This window comes from Acinetobacter higginsii, assembly GCF_000369525.1.
Taxonomy (GTDB): domain Bacteria; phylum Pseudomonadota; class Gammaproteobacteria; order Pseudomonadales; family Moraxellaceae; genus Acinetobacter; species Acinetobacter higginsii.
This window is the reverse complement of sequence record NZ_KB850070.1, coordinates 276,726-298,329: the sequence shown is the minus strand read 5'-3', so window position 1 is coordinate 298,329 and position 21,604 is coordinate 276,726. Positions and strand designations below refer to the sequence as shown.

The following is a 21,604-nucleotide window of genomic DNA, read 5'->3' as shown; positions in this document are numbered from 1 at the left end:
CTTGCTGTTTTTTTATGCTGCTCAGTAATTAAGGTTTTGAATGAATATAAATGATTTGCTTGGCTAAAAAGGTGCTTTTTATGCGCTATGAAGGATAGGAGTCGCTCATTTCAGTTGCATGATTAGAAATATGTTGCTTTAAAAATGAGAAAATATTGAGTTAATTTTTATTAGTGTTTGATTTTATTTGTCTTTTTTTTATTTTTGTGATTTGGCACAGCAATTGCTAATTAGCTGGTGATGCAATTTAAAGCTTAAAAATCAATTGAGTATCTAAAATATAGGGGGAGACCAATATGATGAAATTTGCATGCAAGGCTGCTGTACTGGGAATGATGACTACAGTATCAACTTTGAGCTTGGCTGAGGAAACAAAACTGCCATTTTCAGGAACGATCACAGGTAATGTGAATGTGGTATCGAGCTATAATTTACGTGGTATGACCAACTCACCAGAAAGTGATACACCAGCAGTGCAAGGGGGGCTGGATTATACACATGACAGTGGTTTTTATTTGGGTTATTGGTTTTCGACTTTAACGGCTGCCTATGCTGATTTTAATACTTCGCCTACTGATGTGAAGGAAGAGAAAAAATCCTTCGAAAACGATTTTTACGCGGGCTATAAAGGCAAAATTACCGAGGATCTTGGTTATCAAATTGGGGGAACGGTTTATTACTATTATCCGGGTTGGGAATCGACAGGTTATGAAACCATCTTGGGTTTGAGCTATAAAGATTTCAGCATTACCGCGCAGACTTTGTTGAATAATGTCACCTTCGGAAACAAAGGCGATACTTATTTCTTAGCGACCTATGCGCCAAAACTTGCAGGTGGATTTACAGGTAAAGCGCAAGTTGCAGCCTATTATTATGGTGATGACGACGAGTATCTGGCTTATCAAGCCAAAGCTGGCGATGTAACTAAAACGGATTTTGCTTTCCGTCATGCAACACTGGGTTTATCACATCCTTTGGGTAATACCGGCGCAACGTGGAGTCTGGATTATATTTTTGGCGGCTATACCCGTGATGAAACCAAACAAAAGAATAAAGTGGTATTAGCTTTAGGTTATGCCTTCTAATTGAGTCTGATCCATAAAAAAGCGACCTCAAGGTCGCTTTTTTAGCTTTGCTGACCGCGGTAGGACAAGGCTTCAGTGATATGGCCACTACTGATGAATTCACTTTCTGCTAGATCTGCAATGGTTCGAGCCACTCTTAACACCCGATGATAGGCACGAGCAGAAAGGTTGAGCCGCTGTTGTGCCATTTCAATAATTTTTATTGAGCTGTCATCTAATAAGGCATGCTGTTCCAATAATTTTGGAGAGAGCGCTTGATTTAAACAATGTTGTCTTTGGATCTGTTTTTCATAAGCATTGATGACGCGCTGTCGTACCGTGTCAGAGTTTTCGGTTGGGGTACGATCCTGTAATTCTTGTGCCTGTAAAGGTGGAACATCAATATGTAAATCAATCCGATCTAATAGCGGGCCTGAAATTCGATTTTGATAGCGTTGGATACTATCCAGAGAACATTGGCAACGACTATCCTGATTAAAGGCATAACCACATGGGCAGGGGTTCATTGCTGCAATAAATTGAAAATTTGCAGGAAAAGTCATTTGCCTTGCTGCACGAGAAATCACAATTTCTTTGGACTCTAGCGGTTGACGCAAGACTTCGATGACTTTGCGGTCAAATTCGGGTAATTCATCCAGAAATAATACACCCAAATGTGCCAAGGTAATTTCACCAGGTTTGGGTTGTGAGCCACCACCGACCAAGGCAATCGCAGATGCAGTATGGTGTGGTGCGCGAAAGGGCCGTTGTCCAAAGCTATGTTGTGCATTGGCAACTGAATAAATACTGGCGACCTCTAAATTTTCCTGTGCATTGAGTGGCGGTAAAATGGAAGGAAGGCGAGAGGCGAGTAAGGTTTTACCTGTACCAGGAGGACCTTTAAATAAGAGCGAATGCCCACCAGCTGCTGCAATCTCTAAGGCACGACGTGGTCGTAATTGTCCTTTAACATCTGCGAGGTCGAGTTGATAAGAGGTTAAACCATGAATTGATCTTTGTGGTGCAGCCGTAATTTGAGAATTGCCCGAAAAATGTGCACAGACATCCTGTAGGTGATTGGCCGCATATACCTCAAAATTGGGGAGTTGGTTGGCCTCTTCTAAATTGCCATTAGGCAGTAACAGACGGTGCTGCGCTTGTTGGCAGGCCATCGCGATGGTCAATGCGCCTGAAATCGGGCGTAAATGTCCATCTAATGCCAGTTCACCAATAAATTCAAAGCCTTCAGTGCTATTTTCTGGTAATTGTCCTGAAGCAATCAAGATGCCAAGAGCAATGGGTAAATCAAGTCTAGAACCATCTTTAGGGAGATCTGCTGGGGCTAAATTGATGGTTAAGCGCTTGGTTGGAAACTGAAAACCGCTATTAATAATGGCTGAGCGGACACGATCTTTACTTTCACGTACTGCAGCTTCAGGTAGACCTACAATTGTGAGTGAAGGCAAGCCTGAACTGATGTGGACTTCAACTTCAATTTGTGGGGCGTGTAGACCCAATAAGCCTCTCGTATAAATTTTGGCAAAAGACATCTTATTATTGTTCCATTGTGGTGCTTTATTTTTAATCATTTTTCGGTGCTATTCGCACCGAATTGGTGCTTATTTTTTATTCTGAACGATTTCTTCAAGTATTTTCATTTGCTGTTGCAGCTCAGTGAGGCGTTGATTGGCCGTATTGAGAGCAGTTCGTTGGCGATCAAGCTCTTGTTTAGAGACAAGGTCTAACTTTTCGATGCTTTCACTGAGTAACGCACGTAAGTTTTTTTCTAGGTCTTTTTTAGGTTGGTCAACTTGTTGCAAAATTGCCTGTAAAAGAGTCTCAATCATAAAGTGCTCAATAGGTTATGTATATTTGCTGCTCAGTGTATCACTGCTGGCTATATTCCTCTAGCACACTTCGGGACAGAAGGATGAGTGACTGGTTGATTTCATTCAATATAGCGAAATGAAACTTATTTTCGATGCACTATCTACATCTTCAAGCCTAAATAGGTTATAAAGAAAGCTTGTGCCCAATATTTAAAAACCCCCAACCTTTAAATATTGGCATGAAAATTGAACATAAAACCTTACTGGTGAAAATAAGCCGAAGGAAAACAAACATGAAGCTTGTAACTGCAATTGTAAAACCATTTAAATTAGATGATGTGCGTGAAGCACTCTCTGAGATTGGTGTTCAAGGGATTACCGTAACTGAAGTCAAAGGTTTCGGACGTCAAAAAGGTCATACAGAACTGTATCGTGGTGCAGAGTATGTGGTTGATTTCTTACCGAAAGTGAAGATTGAAATTGCAATTAGTGATGAAATGGTGGACGCAGTCATTGAATCAATCACTCGTGTCGCAAGCACAGGCAAAATTGGTGACGGCAAAATTTTTGTCACGAATTTAGAGCAAGTAATCCGTATCCGTACGGGTGAAACTGGGCCAGATGCTGTCTAAATTGGCACAAACTTTGCTGAGTTAGAAATAAGAGAAATAGCTCACAAAATAAGGTTGGGGGACACGAATGAAAAAAATGCTTATGGCGCTCAGTCTATCTGGCGCACTCTTAGGTGGTTCAGCGGTGGTTTGGGCAGAAGATGCTGCATCAACACCAGTAACTGAACAAACTGTAGCCGTTGCTGATACGGGTGCTGCAACAACTGAAATTGTAGCCGTTGAAGCTCCAGCTCCTGAAGAGGCTGCTCCTGCTGCTGTAGCAACAGTGGATACAGGTGATACAGCTTGGGTTCTTGTTTCAACAGCATTGGTTCTGTTGATGACTATTCCTGGTTTGGCTCTGTTCTATGGTGGTATGGTGCGTAAGAAAAACGTACTCAGCACCATGATGTTCAGCCTTTCTGCGGCGATCTTAGTGAGTTTAATCTGGGTAATTGCCGGTTACTCATTGGCTTTCTCTGGTTCAGGTGCTTATGTGGGTGACTTGGGCAAGGCGATGCTGAATGGCGTTGCATTTGATGCCTTAAGTGGAACAATTCCTGAAAGCTTATTTGTTATTTTCCAAATGACGTTTGCGATCATCACTGTTGCGATTATCAGTGGTTCGATTGCTGATCGTATGAAATATTCAGCATTTATGGCATTTATCGCAGTATGGGTAATTTTGGTTTATGCACCAATCACTCACTGGGTATGGGCGGCTGATGGCTGGTTATTCAAAGCAGGCGCATTAGATTTTGCTGGTGGTACGGTTGTTCATATTAACGCAGGTGTTGCAGGTTTGGTTGCAGCATACATGTTAGGGAAACGTACAGGCCTTGGCCGTGAATCGATGGCACCGCATAACTTAACTTTAACTGTCATTGGCGCAAGCTTGATTTGGGTAGGTTGGTTCGGCTTTAACGGTGGTAGTGCTTTAGGTGCGGGTGCGCGTGCAAGTATGGCGATTCTTGTAACTCAAGTCGCTGCTGCCGCTGCTGCATTCTCATGGCTCATTGTTGAACGTCTTGTTCGTGGTAAAGCATCAGTTCTTGGTGGTGCATCAGGTGCGGTTGCTGGTTTAGTGGTGATTACGCCTGCTGCTGGTTTCGTTGGTGTAGGTGGCGCATTAATCATGGGCTTAATTGGTGGTGTGGTGTGCTTCTGGGGGATTACTGCACTGAAACGCCTGCTTAAAGCGGATGATGCTCTGGATGCGTTTGGTTTACATGCTGTGGGTGGTATCGTTGGTGCGATTCTTACTGGTGTGTTCTACAGTGATGAAATCATCAAAGCGGCAAATGTTGCACTTGCACCGACCTTTATCGGTCAATTGTGGGTACAAATTGAAGGTGTGTTAGCGACAATCGCTTATAGCGCAATTGTGACCTTCATTATCCTGAAAGTAATTGATCTGGTGATTGGTATCCGTGTAAGTGCTGATGATGAGCGTATGGGGCTTGACCTTAGCCAACATGGCGAACGTATCGAATAATCAGTGCAAGATGTGATTAAAAAAACAGCCTTATGGGGCTGTTTTTTTATGGCTTTAGGGTGCTAGTTCTGCAATTGAAGAAACTTTGCTACACTTAAGCAAAGTGAGTAAATAATCGCGCAACTATGCATTGTCCATTTTGTAACGCTGCTGATAGTAAAGTCATAGACTCCCGTTTGGCTGCCGAAGGCTGCCAGATTCGTCGTCGTCGTGAGTGTGTCATTTGTGGGGAGCGTTTTACCACCTTTGAAAGTTATGATGTGGTCATGCCTCGTGTGATCAAATCAGACGGTAAAAATGAACCTTTTGATGAGGCCAAACTACGCCGTTCTTTAATGCATGCCTTACAAAAACGTCCTGTCACTCAGGAACAAATTGAAACCGTACTCAGCGATATTCAATCGCAGATTCGCCGTCTAGGCGAACGGGATGTCAAATCCAGAACCATTGGTGAAATCGTGATGCAGGCATTATTTGCATTGGATCATGTTGCTTATGTTCGATTTGCTTCTGTGTACCAAGATTTCCAAGATGTAGAAGCATTTCGCCATCAAATTGAGCAAATGCAACAACGTGAAAATGAAGCTTAAATTCGAGAGATCATGTCTGAGTTAACCCAAGATCATTTATCTGAACATCAGCACTGGATGCAACAAGCCATTGCCTTAGCTCGACGTGGTCAATATTCGACGAAGCCGAATCCCAATGTAGGTTGTGTGATTGTCAAAGACGGTCAATTGATTGGGGAAGGCTATCACCCTAAAGCTGGCCAGCCGCATGCGGAAGTTTTTGCCCTGCGTCAAGCAGCTGAGAATGCCAAAGATGCAACTGCATATGTCACTTTAGAACCTTGTGCACATTACGGTCGAACACCGCCTTGTGCAGAGGCTTTGGTCAAAGCTCAAGTGAAAAAAGTCGTCATTGCCTGTTCTGATCCAAATCCACTGGTCGCAGGTAAAGGTGTTAAGATTTTACAAGATGCAGGTATTGAGGTCGAAACAGGGATTTGTACGGAAAGTGCAAAAACGCTCAACTTGGGTTTCTTGAAGGCCATGTCAACTGGCCTGCCTTATGTACGTTTAAAGATAGCATCAAGTCTGGATGGCCGTACTGCCATGGCCTCGGGTGAATCAAAGTGGATTACTGGCACAGCAGCCCGACAAGACGTACAACATTGGCGGGCAATTTCGGGTGCGGTCATCACTGGTATTCAAACGGTTTTGGCCGATGATTGCGAACTGAATGTGCGTGCATTAGAAGGCGTTGATCTGACAACAGTGGTGCAACCAAAACGGATCGTTTTAGATCGACAAGGGCAATTACCACTTTCTACGAAAATTCTACAGCAATCTGAAACGGTGATGGTGATGACACCATTTCGTCAAGAACTTGCTGATTTAGGCGTGATACAATTGCCACCGCAACCTTTAAACCAGTTATTGCAGACTTTGTCTCAACAATATCAAATTTATGATGTTTTGGTTGAGGCAGGTGCGACTTTATCAACGGCCTTTTTACAACAAGGATTGGTTGATGAAATGATTAGTTATGTTGCGCCAACTTTACTTGGTCAATCTGCTCGGGCTATGTTTAATGCTGAATTTAGCAAAATGGCAGAGCAGCTCCGTTTTGAGTTGGTCGATGTAACCCAACTTGGGCAAGACATTCGCCTAAGATTGCTCCCTATCCAAGAGATGATATGAATCCAGAACCATCGGTTTATCACAAACGTCGTCATGCTGCCCGTACGACTGACGAATATCTTTTTCATCAGTTAGTGCCTTATCTCGGTAATAAGCGTCGACTGCTTCACCTCATTTTAGAAGCACTTGAGATTACAGGTACATTGAATAGCAAGAAAAAGAATCCACCGATTTTTGCTGATTTCTTTGCGGGGAGTGGGGTTGTTTCGCGGTTAGCCCGTCAAAATGGCTATCGCGTGATTGCCAATGACTGGGAACCGTATAGTCATGCCTTGAACAATGCCATTTTAGCTTGTGTTGATGCACCTGCTTTTAAAGAGTTAGGTGGCTATCAGAAAGCCATTGATTATCTGAATCGCTTACCTGAGGTCAAAGGCTGGGTCACGCATAATTTATGTCCGCGTAATGATGATGTGTATGATCCTGCCCGTGATCGTTTGTTCTTCAAACGCCGTAACGGTATGCGGATTGATGCGATTCGTCAGCAGATTGCAACGTGGCAAGCGCAAGGTGCAATTAATGATGTAGAAATGAGTGCTTTATTGGCACCGCTACTGTATTCAGCAAGTTTCGTCAGTAACACCAGTGGTGTCTTTAAAAGTTTCCATCAGGGCTGGGGCGGACGTACCCAAACTGCCTTGGAGCGGATTGAATCTTTATTGTGGCTGACACCAAGTCGCTTCTGTGAGATTGGTGATCCTAAGCGTCCTGCTGCTGAAATGTGGTGTGTCGATGCACAGCATCTGGCCAATCAAATGAGTAGTTTTGAGGTTGATGTCGCCTATCTAGATCCACCCTATAATCAGCATGCCTATAGCAGTAACTATCATGTTCTGAATGCACTGACTTTATGGGATCAAGTTGACTTGCCATCCCCAGACACCAAAGGTTTTAAAAGTGGTATTGATCGAGCTTGGCGTAAAGAACGTCCAAGTCCTTATAACTCTTCTAAATATGCCAAAGAGGCCTATGAAAAGTTATTGGAAACGATTAATGCGCGTTATATTTTGACCAGTTATTCGACAGATGGAAATATTGAGCCGAAAGACTTACTGACTGCCAATTTGAAGCGCGGTAAAGTGACTTTATTGACCCAAGATGTTCCACGTTATCGGGTCAGTAAACAACGCCAGTCTGAACGTGCTCGCGTTCTTGAGTTTATTGTAATCACGGACACCCATGCCAAGTCTGGACCACCATTACGGCAGCTCTTGGGGCAGTTGTACCATTTCGCTGAATTGGGTGGTGTAGATACCACAGGTAACAGTACCCAACTGGCACTTTGGTAAAAGAAAAAACACACCATTTTGGCAACAAAGTGGTGTTTTTGTATCCAGTATTTGCTGAGTATCGGTTAATTAGATTGTTGTGATCGATTTGTAAGATAAGCCTATGTTTTTATAGTAAATATCTACCAATTTTGAGCTGGTTTATACATGCGAAATCATACATTTAAATTAGAACTTAGAAAATTATAATTAATAAATAATGATTTAAAACAAATACATGGAATGGTTTTGTCTTTAGTTTTTATCGTCCTGTTCACTTAATATAAGGCTGGAAATACTTTAACCAATCGTTCAAATTTTTACCAAATGATATTGACCATATCTAAAAATAACTATAGTTTGCCGAGCTTAATTTAGGGTCTTGCCTATTTGCAGCGATGACCAAGAGAGGTTGTTATGAGTCGCTCGGAGCCCACCTTATTGGGGCAATGTGTAGCTGAATTTTTTGCTACCGCAATTTTTTTATCATTCGGTATTGGTGTGGTGGCTGCACTTAAGCTTGCGGGAGCGAGTTTAGGCTTGTGGGAAATTAGTATTGTATGGGGCTTGGCTGTTGCATTGGCAGTGTATTTATCTGCTGGCATTTCTGGGGCACATCTTAATCCCGCAGTGACTATCGCTTTGGCATTGTTTGCTGGTTTTGAAAAACGTAAAGTACCTTTCTATATCATTTCACAAGTTGCTGGTGCAGCTGTGGGTGCACTTCTGGTTTATGGTCTGTATAGCAATTTATTTGTGGACTATGAGCAAACCCATCATATGGTGCGGGGCAGTGTAGAAAGTTTAGAGCTAGCGGGGATTTTCTCAACCTATCCACATCATCTGCTCTCGCTTGGTCAGGCCTTTATGGTAGAAATGTTTATCACCATGTTATTGCTTTGGCTGATTATGGCGATTGGTGATGATAGCAATGGTTTACCGCGTGGTGCTTTGGCACCGATCTTAGTCGGTTTATTGGTTGCCGTGATTGGTGCATCTTTTGGCCCATTGACTGGCTTTGCTATGAATCCTGCCCGTGATTTTGGCCCGAAAATTGTGGCTTATTTCTCTGGCTGGGGACCTGTTGCATTTACCGGTGGACGCGATATTCCATATTTCATCGTCCCGATTATTGCACCAATCGTAGGGGCTTGTTTGGGCGTACTTGGTTATAAGCTGTTTTTTAGTCATTTTTTAGTCAACAATCCTGTTGTAGTAAAAGAAAAAGAAATTGCTGAAAAGCAAGTGTCTGAAATGTAATAAAGACCAGATCAAGAATCTGAAGGGCAGTCAACGGATTGCCCTTTTTATTTGCCTGTATTTGGACTGTACATGCCTTGTTATCTCTAGTTCTTTGCTTTAAGGTATCTTCTTTACAGTGGTACATACTGCAATAAAGATAGGTTGAAACTCCCATGTTTACAGGCATTATTGAAAGTTTAGGTAAGGTTGAGAGCCTACAGAGTGTAGGTGGCGACGTTCGTTTGCGTATTCAAACTGATTTGGATATGTCTGATGTACATTTGGGGGATTCAATTGCCACCAATGGGATCTGCCTGACTGTGATTGAATGGGGTGAAAACTGGTATGCAGCTGATGTTTCGCGAGAGAGTTTAAACCGTACCACATTAGGCCAATGGAAAGTCGGTCAAGCCGTCAACGTTGAGAAAGCAATGCTGCCAACCACACGTTTTGGTGGGCATATTGTCAGTGGACATGTGGATGGTTTAGGTGAAATTACCTTAGTGCGACATGATGCACGTTCACTGTATTTTGAAGTGACAGCGCCTGTTGAGTTAGCTAAATATTTAGCTGAAAAAGGTTCAGTTACTGTCGATGGGATCAGTCTGACCATTAACCATTTACGCGGCAATATTTTAAGTTTGAATTTGATCCCACATACCGCAGAACGTACCAATATTGGCACTTGGCAGGTTGGCAGCAAAGTCAACTTGGAAGTGGATGTCTTGGCACGCTACATTGAGCGTTTATTGCTAGGTGATAAGGCTGCGGAACAGAAAACTGAATCGAATATCAGTATGGCTTTTTTAGCTGAAAACGGTTTTTTAAAATAAAAGATGAAGTATAAAAAAGCCCAGTTCAAACTGGGCTTTTTTATTATTTTTCGTCTGAAAATTCACTATTTTTCAAGATATAGTCAATTTCATCTTGCGCGAGGGCATGTAACTTAGCGCGGAATACAGTTACCGCTTGCTCAATTAAACCTTCGGCTTCTAATTCAAGTCGTACACGGACACTTTCTAACTCTGACAGAATTTGCTGATCATCGATCACCACACGTTGAGCCTTTGAATAATCGATACTTGGCTGTTCAGGATTACTTTGATAGCGTTCAGTTTGCTGTGCAATTTCCTGATCAATATGACCACGTAAGGCAAGCAGGCTTTCAGTCTGTTGTTCAAATTGACGGGCTTCATCGGCTTGCAGTTGTGCGGCATAGGCGGCTTCAGCTGCACGCTTTTCTTCCAATGCCTTTTCCAAAGCCAGTTGTTTACGAATACGTGCTTGTTCAATCAAGTCTGCTTTTAAGTCGGCATAGGCTTGATCAATGCGCTGCTGAGAAAGTTGCTGCGCATTTTCCTCATGTTGTGTCCATGTCTGAGTCAGTGTTTGTGGTAACAGTAGATCACAAATACGTGCTAAATCATCCTGATAGGTCTGGCGGACAGCCTCAGGTGCATTTAACCAACGTTTTTTAAAGTCCTGACCTACATTTAATGCCACAAGACACTCCTCAAATGATGCTGTTTATTGCCGATTTATAATTTAAAGGTTCGAGGTTCAATACCTAAACGACGATACATTTTAAATTTTTCCCGCCCGATCTGTTTTGCCGTTTCATTATTTTCAATAATTTCGATAATGTGGCGAAAATCTTGAGTTTGTTCAAGTGCATGATTGTTAAAATTAAACACGATCCAATCATTCGACGGGGGTAATTCCGCTGAAATACACACAGGACTATGCGGCTGATCAATGCCATGTGGAATAAAGCTGAGTGGATCAAAGTTCCAAAGTTTCTCATCTAACTCCGTTTGCTGCTCTGAATCAGCGCAATACCACCAGATGTGTGGATGCTGATTCAGAATCTTACGGCATAAACGGCAAGCACTTTCGACTTGCCGTTCTTTACTATTTTCAAATAGATAAAAGCTGATTTGTGGCATGTTTTAGTTTTTCGTTGCAACACGATTTGCTAAAAACTGCATCAGTAATGGCACTGGACGACCTGTAGCACCTTTAGCTGCACCCGATAACCACGCTGTACCTGCGACATCAAGATGTGCCCAACGATAATCACGAGTGAAACGTTCGAGGAAACACGCAGCAGTAATTGCGCCACCATATGGACCGCCGATGTTGGCAATATCAGCAAAAGGAGAGTCGAGTAATTCTTGATACTCTTCCATCACTGGCATACGCCATACTCGGTCTAGTGACTGTTCGCCTGCCTGTTGTAGGTCTTGGGCAAGTTCATCATCTGGCGTAAATAAGCCACTTACCACTTTACCTAGCGCAACCACACAGGCACCTGTGAGGGTTGCAATATCAATCACCAGCACAGGGTTAAAGCGCTTGATATACGTTAAGGTATCACAGAGAACCAGACGGCCTTCTGCATCGGTATTCAGGATTTCAATAGTCTGACCGCTCATGCTGGTCACAATATCACCCGGACGAGTGGCATGGCCAGAAGGCATATTTTCTGCTGCTGCAATCGCACCGACCACATGAATTGGCAATTGTGCTTCGCATAGTGCTTGAATGGTTCCAAGCACAGAAGCTGCACCGCACATATCAAATTTCATTTCATCCATGCCTAGGCCTGGTTTTAATGAAATACCACCTGTATCAAAGGTCACACCTTTACCGACAAGCACGACAGGGGCTTGATCTACTTTGGCATTGTATTCGAGTGTAATAATGCGACCCGGGCGGTCAGAGCCTTTGCTGACTGCAAGGAAGGCATACATCCCCAAGTCCGCCATTTGCTGCTCATCAAGCACTGTGACTTTTAAAAGCGCTGGATATTGTGCTGCAAGTGCAATTGCTTGATCTGCCAAATATTCAGGGAAGCAAATATTACCTGGACGGTTGCCGAGATCACGTGCGTAGTTTTGACCTGATTGCACTGCATGAATTAGATTCAGTTGTGCATCATCTAAAGTAGTTTGGTTGGCAACAAGATGGATTGTTTCTAATACAAATTCATTTTTTTTCGATTTAAATTCATCATAACCATAGGCTGCTTGAGTCAGGCTCAAGACAAATAGTGAATGTAAATCGGTTGGAAGCGCTGACAGGTCGACACTAATTTGTTTAAATTTATTTTGTGATGATTTGATAATAGTTTGTGCGAGTTTTGCTAATTTTGTGGCTTTTAACTCGGCACTTTTTCCGAGTCCGAGCAGGTGAGCATTGGCTTGTGCGGAAATATTGGCAATTAAGGCTAAGCTTTCGTTAAAACCTGCTTTGAATTGTGTTGCGTTAAGCACTTCTTCTAGGTGATTGATTTGATATGTATTTAAGTTCTGTTGTAATTGTTCTGAATCAACCAAAATCCACAAAGATTCGCTAGACGCCTGAGTTGGGAATGCGTTATGAAGGGTAAATTTCATTGTTTGTATGGAACCTGATGAGTGAAAAATAAAGATAAGTCCATTAAACACTTTCAGATATGAGGTTGCAATCCGCAACAAGCGATAGGTTTTATATTTTTAACATTCGGGTAAACTAGCGTTACCTTCAATTGGGCTTTTTGGAAGTATTACTTTGATTATTCGGCGTTATCTCGTCAAACAAGTGGTTTCGACATCTCTCGTCGTCATAGGTTTATTAACCCTGATTATGATGGGTGGTCGTTTAATCAAATATTTTGGCGTGGCAGCTCAAGGCCGTTTAGATGCAGGCATTTTATTTAGCATCATCGGCTATCGTTTGCCCGAGTTTTTAACGCTGATTCTTCCTTTGGGTTTCTTCATTGCCTTGATGCTGGTGTTTGGTCGTCTTTATGTTGACCATGAAATGGCGGTGTTAAATGGCAGTGGTGTGAGTCGTAACCAGTTGGCACGTATGTTGTTACCGATGACGTTGGTCTATCTGGTGGTGCAAACCTGTTTAATGATTTGGATGGGACCATGGGGCTTACGTGAGTTTGAAAAACTGACCAGCACACAAGCGGTACGCACGGGCTTTGACTTGGTTCGTCCCAAGGAGTTTATTTCTTCAGGGCCTTTTACGATTTATGCAGACTCATTATCTGAAGATCGTAAGAATTTAAAAGAGATTTTCTTCTATCAAAAATCCAACCAAGAAGATAAACCAGACATCATGATTTTAGCGAAAGAAGCCACTCGTGTCGAAGTTGCTAATGATACGGCGAATGTCGTGGACTTGGTTCAAGGCCGCCGTTACGAGATTTATCCTAATCAGCCACGTTATCTTCAGGCAGAATTTCAATCTTACCGCTTACGTTTAGAAAATGATAAAGATGTGAAATTTGAAAGTGATGATGTAGAAGCATTGTCAATGTCCAAACTTTGGCAGAAACGGGATGACTCCGTGGTGCGGAGTGAGTTGGGCTGGCGTATCTTTGGGCCATTTATCATTATTGTGGGTTTGATGCTTGCTGTCGCATTGTCTGAAGTGAGTCCGCGTCAAGGGCGTTATTATCGTTTGATTCCTGCGATCTTTATTTTTGCCAGCTTAATTGTGGTATTGATCGCGATTAAGACTCGAATCAGTAAAGATGAGTTGGACATTTGGGCTTATCCAGCTGTGATTTTGGTTTATGGCATTGCAGCCGCAATTTTTGCACGTAAACAAAAATTAGCGCCTAAAATTAAGAAAAGTATGCAGCGAGTGGGGTTGTGATGTTAGCACGTCGAATAGTCGCCAAACATGTGACAAAAACCACGGTTCTAGCCATGCTCGGAACAACGCTGGTGTTATCTTTCCTACAAGTATTATTTACGTACCTTGGTGAATTGGGTTCGCTGAAACCTAACTATAATGCGTGGCAGGCTTTTCTGTTTGTGATGTGGGGTGCGCCGCGTTATTTATATGAAATCCTGCCTGTTGCTGCATTGATTGGCTCTGTTTTAGGACTGGGCGCACTTGCTTCGAATAGTGAACTGATCGTAATGCGTTCTGTTGGTATCAGTTTATGGCGAATTGTTGGTTGGGTCATGCGTTCAGCGCTGTTATTGATCGTACTGTCTTTTGTGTTGAGTGAATGGGTGATTCCTTATACCAACGAACAAGCTCAAAGTATTAAAAAACAACGCAGTGTAGCAGCTTTGGGCGAAGTCAAAGGCTATTGGTCACGTGAAGGGCAGCGCTTTATCTATATTGATTATGCCAACTCACAAGGTCAGTTACGCAATATTCAAACCATTGATTTTGATCAGGACCATCGCTTGCAGTCTTTTGTGACCGCTGAAAAAGGACAGTTTATTAAAGATGGTGAATGGCAGTTGTCCCAATCACATCAAGTGGATTTACTGGCGCAAGGCAATGCCATTAAAACGGATCATGAGCAGCAATCGCTTGGTTTAGCATTACAGCCGAAATATGTACATATGGTGACCTTGGACCCTGAAGATTTATCTCCAAGCCAATTGATTAGTTTCATGCGCTATATGGATGAATATAGCCAGGTTCCGAAGACCTATGAATTGGCCTTCTGGCAGAAAGTGACCTCACCATTTTCTTTAATTACCTTGGTGTTGATTGCTTGTTCCTTCATTTTTGGACCATTACGTCAACAGTCAATGGGTTTCCGTTTGGTGATTTCACTGTTCACAGGCTTAGGTTTCTTCTATCTTCAAGATTTCTTGGGCTATGCAAGCTTAGTGTATGCACCTTCACCTGCATGGTTTGTGCTGATGCCAGTGGTGCTGATCTTTATGGTGGGAAGCTATCTGCTCTATCGAGCACGCTAAGCTTGATGGCGAGGTTCTATGATCAGGATTGATGAAAGCCATCAGTCAGGTCATGGAGAATTCGATTAAATTTCGGTAAAATAGACCGATCAAATGACAAACAGAGAGTCCATTATGACGGATGCAAATGCTGGCAAAATTCCTCACGTTCTGGTGATTATGGATGGCGTAGGACATCGTGAAGCAGTTGAAGATAATGCTTTTTTAGCGGCAAAAACGCCAAACCTCACTGCGATGAAGGCCAAGCATCCAAATAGTTTAATCTCAGGTTCAGGCGAAGATGTCGGCTTGCCTGATGGTCAAATGGGCAACTCTGAAGTCGGTCATATGAATTTAGGTGCAGGTCGTGTGCTGTACCAAGATTTCACTCGAATTACTAAAGATATCCGCACTGGTGCTTTTTTTGAGCATGAAGTTTTAGTTGATGCTGTAGAAAAAGCCAAACTAGCAAAGGGTGCTGTGCATGTGATGGGCCTGCTGTCTCAAGGTGGTGTTCATTCACATGAAGACCATATTGTGGCAATGTGTGAGCTGGCATTAAAACGTGGTGCGACAGTATATCTACATGCCTTCCTAGATGGACGTGACACTCCACCACGAAGTGCAAAGCCGTCATTAGAAAAACTAGATGCTTTATTTGCACAATATCCAAATCAGGGTCGTATCGTTTCGATGATTGGTCGTTACTTTGCGATGGACCGTGATAATCGTTGGGATCGTGTTGAACAAGCCTATCGCCTTATGACTGAAGGTGAGGCAGTACGTGTCGCCAACTCAGCAGTTGAAGGCTTAGAGCTTGCTTATGCTGCGAATGAAAATGATGAGTTTGTTAAAGCAACACGTATTGGTGAAATTGCCAAAGTGCAAGATGGTGATAGTGTTGTTTTTATGAACTTCCGTGCCGATCGTGCGCGTGAGATTACGCGTGCTTTTGTTGAAAAAGATTTTGCTGGATTTACCCGTAAAGTCGTTCCAAACCTGTCTAAGTTTGTCATGTTGACTCGTTATCAAGCGAGTATTGATGCACCTGTGGCGTATATGCCAGAAGGACTTAAAAACTCGATTGGTGAATATCTGTCAAGTTTGGGTAAGACCCAATTGCGTATTGCTGAAACTGAGAAGTATGCACACGTCACTTTCTTCTTCAGTGGTGGTCGTGAAGATGAATATGAAGGTGAAAAACGTATTCTCATTCCTTCGCCGAATGTTGCAACCTACGATTTAAAACCAGAAATGAGTGCTTATGAAGTAACTGATGAGTTAGTCAATGCAATCAATTCTGGTGAGTTTGACCTTTTAGTCGTGAACTATGCCAATGGTGATATGGTTGGGCATACGGGTGTGTTTGATGCTGCGGTGAAAGCCGTTGAAACCGTCGATAGCTGTCTAGGCCGTGTTTACGATGCAGTGATGGCAAACAAAGGGCATATGTTAATTACAGCGGATCATGGTAATGTAGAGCAAATGCAAGACTATGATAGTGGACAGGTTCATACCCAACATACCACAGAGTTGGTTCCATTTATTTATGTTGGTCCAACACAAGCAACGATTGCTGAAGATGGCGTACTGGCGGATGTAGCACCAACACTCTTGCATTTGATGGACATTCCTGTGCCGCCTGAAATGCAAGGCAAGAACTTAATTACTTTAAAATAAGGTGAATCAATGACCCAGCACAACAACATTTACCGAGCGTTATGTGCAAGTGTGTTGATGTGTTGGGGACATAGTCTCTCAGCCGCACCAATCACCCATTCTTCTGGGTGGTCGAATGAAGACTCCAAGTCTGGTAATGCTGAAGTCCCGATTGAATCTATTCAACAATTTGTACAGATTTACGGCATCGTCAAAGATAACTATGTCGATAAAAAGTCGGATGATGCTTTATTCCAACAGTCGATTAAGGGCTTGGTCAGTGGTCTAGATCGTTACTCCCGTTATTTATCTGCGGAAGAATATCGTCAACTGATTCAATATACAGAGGGTGATTTAGCTTCTGTCGATTTCAATTTAAATTATGATGCACATTCGAAAACGTGGCAGATTCAGGATCTTAAGTCCGGTTCGGATTCGAGTAAGCTCGGTTTACGCAATGGACAAGTTATCCTAAAAGTGGATAACCAAGAACTGAAAAGCTTAAATCAAGACCAAGTACAAGGTCTGCTCTATGGCTCGATTGGAAGTACTGTCCAGATACAAACAGAGAATAATAGTACGACCATTTTGGTGAGAAACAAGAAAGTCGAAACTGATATTGAACCCGTTTTATTGCACAATCAGGTATTGGTGCTGAAAATACGTGTTTTTCAGCAAGATACGGCGAATGAGATTAAACGTTTGATAGAAGAATATAGTTCGACCAAACTTAAGGCCGTGGTATTCGATTTACGTAATAATCCAGGGGGCTTGCTTTCGGCCTCAGTCGAAGCGGCTGATCTATTTCTAAATCAGGGTTTAATTGTCACGACTAAAAGCCGTTCTGAAGGTGATCAGCAATTCCAAGCACTTCCTTCTAATGAATTTCAAAATATGAAATTAGGCATTTTAATCAACCGCCGTTCTGCTTCTGCTGCTGAAGTTTTTACAGCGGCATTAAAAGAGCATAAGCGTGCATGGGTGGTTGGCGAAAATAGTTATGGCAAAGGTGTGGTACAAAAGTTATTCCCCTTACCAAGTGGCGCTGCATTGCAGATGACGGTATCGCATTATTACACTCCCAATGGCAATATGATTGAAGGTCAAGGTATTCAGCCAAATCAGACCTATGCTTTGTCTGCCGAGATGAAAGAAGATAATTATCTTGAGCATGTCACAGATCTGGTTTTAAAAAGTAGATATTAAAAAAAGCCCCTCAGTTGAGGGGCTTTTTTTAATATTGATTATTCATCATCTTCAGTATCTAAACCGAATTTTTTCAAACGGTAGCGTAACGAACGGAAAGTCATTCCCAACTTCTTCGCGGCTAAGGTTCGATTCCAATGGGTGAGATTTAATGCATTCAGAAGAATTTCTTTTTCAATATTCTCCAAATAGCGCTCCAAACCTTCGGGTGGAAGCTTCTTTGAACTCATGTTTGGACTTGCAGAATATTGCGGTGTTTCAACTTCTTCAGTTGTCGTATTGGAAAATGAGGGTGCTGGGTTTGCCAATGAACTACGTAAAGGTGCAGTTTGGAGATGTGCCAAATCAATATTGTCATCGTCACTCAGCGTAATCGCACGTTCAATAATATTGCGTAATTCGCGCACATTACCTGGGAAATATTGCTGTAATAAGAACTGCTCTGCACGTGAAGATAACGATTTTGCAGTGAGGTCCCATTCTTGACTAATCTTTTGAATAAAGTGATTGGCCAATAACAAAATATCCTGTCCACGTTCACGTAAAGGTGGCAGTACGATATCCATCACATGAATACGGAAGAACAAATCCTGACGGAAACGACCTTGCTGTACCAACAGTTCCAAATCTTGGTGACTGGCACTAATCACACGAAAATCCACATCAATCTCTTGATCTGAACCAACGGGACGAATTTTCTTTTCCTGTACGGCACGCAGCAATTTGACCTGCATATTTAAAGGTAGTTCGGCAATTTCATCCAAGAACAAACTCCCGCCGTGTGCAGACAGAATTAAGCCTTGCTTGTCCTGAGTTGCGCCAGTAAAACTGCCTTTTTTATGCCCGAATAGTTCACTTTCCATCAATTCAGTTGGAATCGCCCCACAGTTAATCGCAATAAAAGGGCCTTCGCTGCGATTACTTAAACGGTGGACCAGATTCGCAACCACTTCTTTGCCTGTTCCTGATTCACCTGTAATGAATACTGGGGCCTGGGAACGTGCAATTTTCTTTAAGGCAATGCGGAGCTGTTGAATGGGTGCAGAACGTCCAATTAATAGCTTATTCTCTAAAGCTGTTTCGGCTGCCTCTTGTTCAGGCTGTGGACGGTTCAATGCTTTCTGAATCAATTGATCCAAATGCATCTGGTTGACAGGTTTACTGACAAAGTCAAATGCACCTGCTTTTAAGGCTGAAATGGCAATATCCATATTGCCGTAGGCAGTCAGTACCGCAATAGGTGTATTGGGATAGTTCTGTGTCACGTGTTTGACCAGATCCAAACCATTGCCATCTGGAAGATTTAAATCTGTTAAGCAAGCATCGTACTGGAATTCAGTAAAGAACTTTTTTGCCTGTTCGACCCGATAGGCGAGATGTGTCTTGATGCCCATACGCGCCAGCGTCATCTGCATTAAAAGACATAAATCTTCTTCGTCGTCTACCAATAAGACGAGTGGTTGTTTTGTTGCCATTTCCCCGAGAAACCTAATCTATAAATCAATGAGTTTTTGAGCATTCAATCCTGAAGCATGCTCCTTGTTGTCGCTCTATATAAGTGAGCTTTGCATGATTTGCCTCACAAAAAGTATGAGACAAATACAATCCTAAACCAGTTCCTTTAATTTCGGTACTAAAAAATGGTTTGAACAGTTGAGAAATATCCCGTTTTGAGACACCCGTCCCAAAATCGATGACATCAATGCAAGTTCGTCCGTCTTTTTCGTGCACCTCGACTTCAATATAAGGCGCGTCAGTTGCATTATGTCTTAACGCATTTCTAATTAAATTAATCAGCACTTGGCGTAATTGTTTTTCATCAAATAAGATGTTGGTTTGCTCTGTGAGTTTAATTTGAATTTGTTGTTTAGCATCTGCAAGATCTTCATTGAGTAAACTTTCAAAGAAGGAGCTCAGATCAATTTCTTGTGCTTCTGTCGGTTTATTTCGTGCCATTGCTAAGGTGTCTTGCACGATGCTATCAATCCGTTTGGCTTGTTTGCTAATCATGCGCGACAGCATTTCTTGTTGGTGGGTATCACTGTCTTTGAATAATTCATTGGCTTGCACAATAGCAGCCAAAGGATTGCGAATTTCATGGGCAATACTGGCTGACAGCTGACCAAGTGCGGCGAGTTTCAATTGCTGAACTTGCTGAGTCAGTTTCTGTGCATCTTTTAAGATCAATAACACTAAGGCTTGTTCAGGAACAATTAGATGCTTAACCCGAACGTTGATGGTGTATGAACTTTGCTGTGATTCAAAACTGAATTCTTCGCCATCTTCTAAGTCACTAAACTGAACCAGTTCAAATAAGTCGGGTTGTAATTTGATCAGTGGCGTTTTTTCTAAGGAAATCGGTAAATGGATACCTAATAGCGCATTGGCTGCAGGATTGGTTAATACGATATGGTTACTTTCATCCAGTACTAAATAGCCATCTTCGATTTGTTCTAAGATATAGCGGTTAATATTCTGTAGTTGATGGATTTCAATGGATTGATGAAAGGTTAAGGTTTCTAGAATTTTAAAACGCTGTACTGCAATACGACCAATGGCATGAACTACAAAAAATAAAAACGCCAGAAAAACGCTATTTCCGAGGTGATTTAAATTATTGGCCTCAAAAAAGTCACCTAAAAAACGTTGGTAAACCACCATAATGACGGCAAATAAAGTAATAATCAGCGACAGGTGAGCGTTTAATAATATCGCAGAAGAAAAAATAATAATGACGTAAAGCAAGCTGAGTTGCAGATTTGGACCACCTGCAGAGAATGTGATTAAGCTTAGGCAAATGACATCAATCAGAAAGATAAAAATCAACTGCTTTGAGGTCTGTATCGGGACAAGATGTAGTAAAAACAGTTGAAAAATATTGAATGCGATATAGCAAATCAAGGTATAAAAATATAAGAAGGGATAAACATAGTTGCTGGAAAGTTGTTCAGCAGTGAGTAAATAAATTAACAGCAGGCTAATCGAAATGATTAGCCGATAGCCACTATACCAAACCCCAAGCCGATAGACAGTTTGTGAGACTGACGACGCAATTTTCCCTAACATAGGCGCTTACTGTTATTTTAAGGTTTAATGAGTCCATAACGAATCGCAAGATGGGTGAGTTTGACATCACTATCAATGCTCAATTTTTCAAAAATACGATAACGATAGGTATTTACAGTTTTGACGCTTACGAATAATTTGTCAGCGATTTCTTGAGCACTAATACAATTCACCACCATCATGGCAACTTGCATCTCACGTTCTGATAGTGCATCAAAAGGAGATTGTTGTGTATCTGAAAGATAGGAGCTGGCCAATTGTTCAGCAATATCTGCACTAAAGTATTTTCCGCCTTGCATGACTTTGTTGATAGCACGAACCATTTCAGAAATCGGTGCACCTTTGGTGATATAGCCTTTCGCTCCTGCTTTTAATAACAGGGATGGATAGGGTTCTTCAGCAAGACCGCTGACGGCAATCACTTTGGTTTCAGGTGCGCTTTGTAATAAGCGCCGAGTAGTTTCCACTCCACCAATACCTGGCATATTCACATCTAACAACACCACTTGCGGGTGTTTCTGACGGACTAAGGCAATGGCTTCTTCACCTGATTCAGCTTGCCCAATGACCTCTACATCAGGGTGGTCTTCCAACATACGACAAATTCCTGTACGTACGAGTTCATGATCATCAACAACGAGAACAGTGATCAAGAAGACCTCCTTTTTTCAAAAAAACTGGTTTTTTGTTACATAAAGCAAAATTAGCTTGCAATGAAACGACAAAATTAGCAATCCTATTCTTCGTTTTTAGCGAATA

General features: G+C 42.2%; 20 protein-coding genes. 12 read left to right on the top strand and 8 right to left on the bottom strand.

Features of this window, described 5'->3' with window-relative positions; translation table 11 throughout:
• Positions 1-296 precede the first annotated feature (296 nt).
• The gene (locus F902_RS01950) at positions 297-1,085 is read left to right on the top strand and encodes a TorF family putative porin (protein ID WP_005200616.1); all 789 of its coding nucleotides are present in this window, start codon (positions 297-299) and stop codon (positions 1,083-1,085) included.
• A gap of 41 nt (positions 1,086-1,126) precedes the next feature.
• Here F902_RS01950 and F902_RS01945 read toward each other — a convergent pair whose 3' ends face one another.
• Both F902_RS01945 and F902_RS01940 read right to left on the bottom strand, forming a co-directional pair.
• A complete protein-coding gene (locus tag F902_RS01945; protein WP_005200615.1) occupies positions 1,127-2,614 on the bottom strand; it encodes a YifB family Mg chelatase-like AAA ATPase in 1,488 nt (495 codons plus the stop codon).
• Positions 2,615-2,683: 69 nt separating this feature from the next.
• Entirely contained in the window at positions 2,684-2,911 is a 228-nt protein-coding gene (locus F902_RS01940) for an accessory factor UbiK family protein (protein WP_004802123.1), read from the bottom strand.
• Positions 2,912-3,186: 275 nt separating this feature from the next.
• Here F902_RS01940 and glnK point away from each other — a divergent pair, with 275 nt between their 5' ends.
• The 7 genes from glnK to F902_RS01905 all read left to right on the top strand — a co-directional run bounded on the left by glnK (position 3,187) and on the right by F902_RS01905 (position 10,045).
• On the top strand, positions 3,187-3,525 hold the full coding sequence (gene glnK, locus F902_RS01935) for a P-II family nitrogen regulator (protein ID WP_004656379.1): 339 nt from the start codon (positions 3,187-3,189) through the stop codon (positions 3,523-3,525).
• Positions 3,526-3,592: 67 nt separating this feature from the next.
• A complete protein-coding gene (locus F902_RS01930; protein WP_005200614.1) occupies positions 3,593-4,999 on the top strand; it encodes an ammonium transporter in 1,407 nt (468 codons plus the stop codon).
• 125 nt (positions 5,000-5,124) lie between these two features.
• On the top strand, positions 5,125-5,589 hold the full coding sequence (gene nrdR, locus F902_RS01925) for a transcriptional regulator NrdR (RefSeq protein ID WP_004656377.1): 465 nt from the start codon (positions 5,125-5,127) through the stop codon (positions 5,587-5,589).
• 12 nt (positions 5,590-5,601) lie between these two features.
• Positions 5,602-6,702 (top strand): bifunctional diaminohydroxyphosphoribosylaminopyrimidine deaminase/5-amino-6-(5-phosphoribosylamino)uracil reductase RibD, encoded by a 1,101-nt coding sequence (gene ribD / locus F902_RS01920; RefSeq protein WP_004802127.1) that lies wholly within the window; start codon positions 5,602-5,604, stop codon positions 6,700-6,702.
• Positions 6,699-7,991, top strand: coding sequence for a DNA adenine methylase (locus F902_RS01915; RefSeq protein ID WP_005200608.1), 1,293 nt, complete (start codon positions 6,699-6,701; stop codon positions 7,989-7,991). The genes ribD and F902_RS01915 overlap by 4 nt, the downstream gene beginning before the upstream one ends.
• Before the next feature lie 396 nt (positions 7,992-8,387).
• Positions 8,388-9,230: an MIP/aquaporin family protein gene (locus F902_RS01910; RefSeq protein WP_004802130.1), complete on the top strand. Its 843-nt coding sequence runs from the start codon at positions 8,388-8,390 to the stop codon at positions 9,228-9,230.
• Between the two features lie 155 nt (positions 9,231-9,385).
• Positions 9,386-10,045, top strand: a complete 660-nt coding sequence (locus tag F902_RS01905) for a riboflavin synthase (protein WP_004656373.1) — start codon at positions 9,386-9,388, stop codon at positions 10,043-10,045.
• A gap of 43 nt (positions 10,046-10,088) precedes the next feature.
• On the opposite strand, the gene blhA is transcribed toward F902_RS01905, so the two are convergent.
• The 3 genes from blhA to F902_RS01890 are packed head-to-tail and all read right to left on the bottom strand — an operon-like array spanning position 10,089 to position 12,610.
• Positions 10,089-10,715 (bottom strand): cell division protein BlhA, encoded by a 627-nt coding sequence (gene blhA, locus F902_RS01900; protein WP_005200606.1) that lies wholly within the window; start codon positions 10,713-10,715, stop codon positions 10,089-10,091.
• 35 nt (positions 10,716-10,750) lie between these two features.
• On the bottom strand, positions 10,751-11,158 hold the full coding sequence (locus F902_RS01895; protein WP_005191745.1) for a DNA polymerase III subunit chi: 408 nt from the start codon (positions 11,156-11,158) through the stop codon (positions 10,751-10,753).
• Positions 11,159-11,161: 3 nt separating this feature from the next.
• Positions 11,162-12,610, bottom strand: coding sequence for a leucyl aminopeptidase (locus F902_RS01890; protein WP_005200603.1), 1,449 nt, complete (start codon positions 12,608-12,610; stop codon positions 11,162-11,164).
• Between the two features lie 154 nt (positions 12,611-12,764).
• On the opposite strand from F902_RS01890, the gene lptF reads away from it, so the two are divergent.
• The 4 genes from lptF (at position 12,765) to F902_RS01870 (ending at position 17,779) form a co-directional block, all read left to right on the top strand.
• Complete coding sequence (lptF, locus tag F902_RS01885) at positions 12,765-13,865, top strand: LPS export ABC transporter permease LptF (protein WP_005200601.1); 1,101 nt, start codon at positions 12,765-12,767, stop codon at positions 13,863-13,865.
• Complete coding sequence (gene lptG, locus F902_RS01880; RefSeq protein WP_004802141.1) at positions 13,865-14,935, top strand: LPS export ABC transporter permease LptG; 1,071 nt, start codon at positions 13,865-13,867, stop codon at positions 14,933-14,935. The genes lptF and lptG overlap by 1 nt, the downstream gene beginning before the upstream one ends.
• Before the next feature lie 114 nt (positions 14,936-15,049).
• On the top strand, positions 15,050-16,594 hold the full coding sequence (gene gpmI, locus F902_RS01875) for a 2,3-bisphosphoglycerate-independent phosphoglycerate mutase (RefSeq protein ID WP_005200599.1): 1,545 nt from the start codon (positions 15,050-15,052) through the stop codon (positions 16,592-16,594).
• Between the two features lie 9 nt (positions 16,595-16,603).
• Positions 16,604-17,779, top strand: a complete 1,176-nt coding sequence (locus F902_RS01870) for a S41 family peptidase (protein WP_004802146.1) — start codon at positions 16,604-16,606, stop codon at positions 17,777-17,779.
• Positions 17,780-17,817: 38 nt separating this feature from the next.
• Here F902_RS01870 and F902_RS01865 read toward each other — a convergent pair whose 3' ends face one another.
• From F902_RS01865 to gacA, 3 genes are read right to left on the bottom strand one after another with little or no spacing between them, the layout of a single operon-like run.
• Positions 17,818-19,254: a sigma-54-dependent transcriptional regulator gene (locus tag F902_RS01865; RefSeq protein WP_004802148.1), complete on the bottom strand. Its 1,437-nt coding sequence runs from the start codon at positions 19,252-19,254 to the stop codon at positions 17,818-17,820.
• A gap of 25 nt (positions 19,255-19,279) precedes the next feature.
• Positions 19,280-20,845 carry a sensor histidine kinase gene (locus F902_RS01860; RefSeq protein WP_004802151.1) on the bottom strand — a complete coding sequence of 522 codons (1,566 nt, stop codon included), beginning with the start codon at positions 20,843-20,845 and terminating at the stop codon, positions 19,280-19,282.
• A 17-nt stretch (positions 20,846-20,862) separates the two neighbouring features.
• Positions 20,863-21,498 (bottom strand): response regulator transcription factor GacA, encoded by a 636-nt coding sequence (gene gacA / locus F902_RS01855; RefSeq protein WP_004802154.1) that lies wholly within the window; start codon positions 21,496-21,498, stop codon positions 20,863-20,865.
• Positions 21,499-21,604 lie beyond the last annotated feature (106 nt).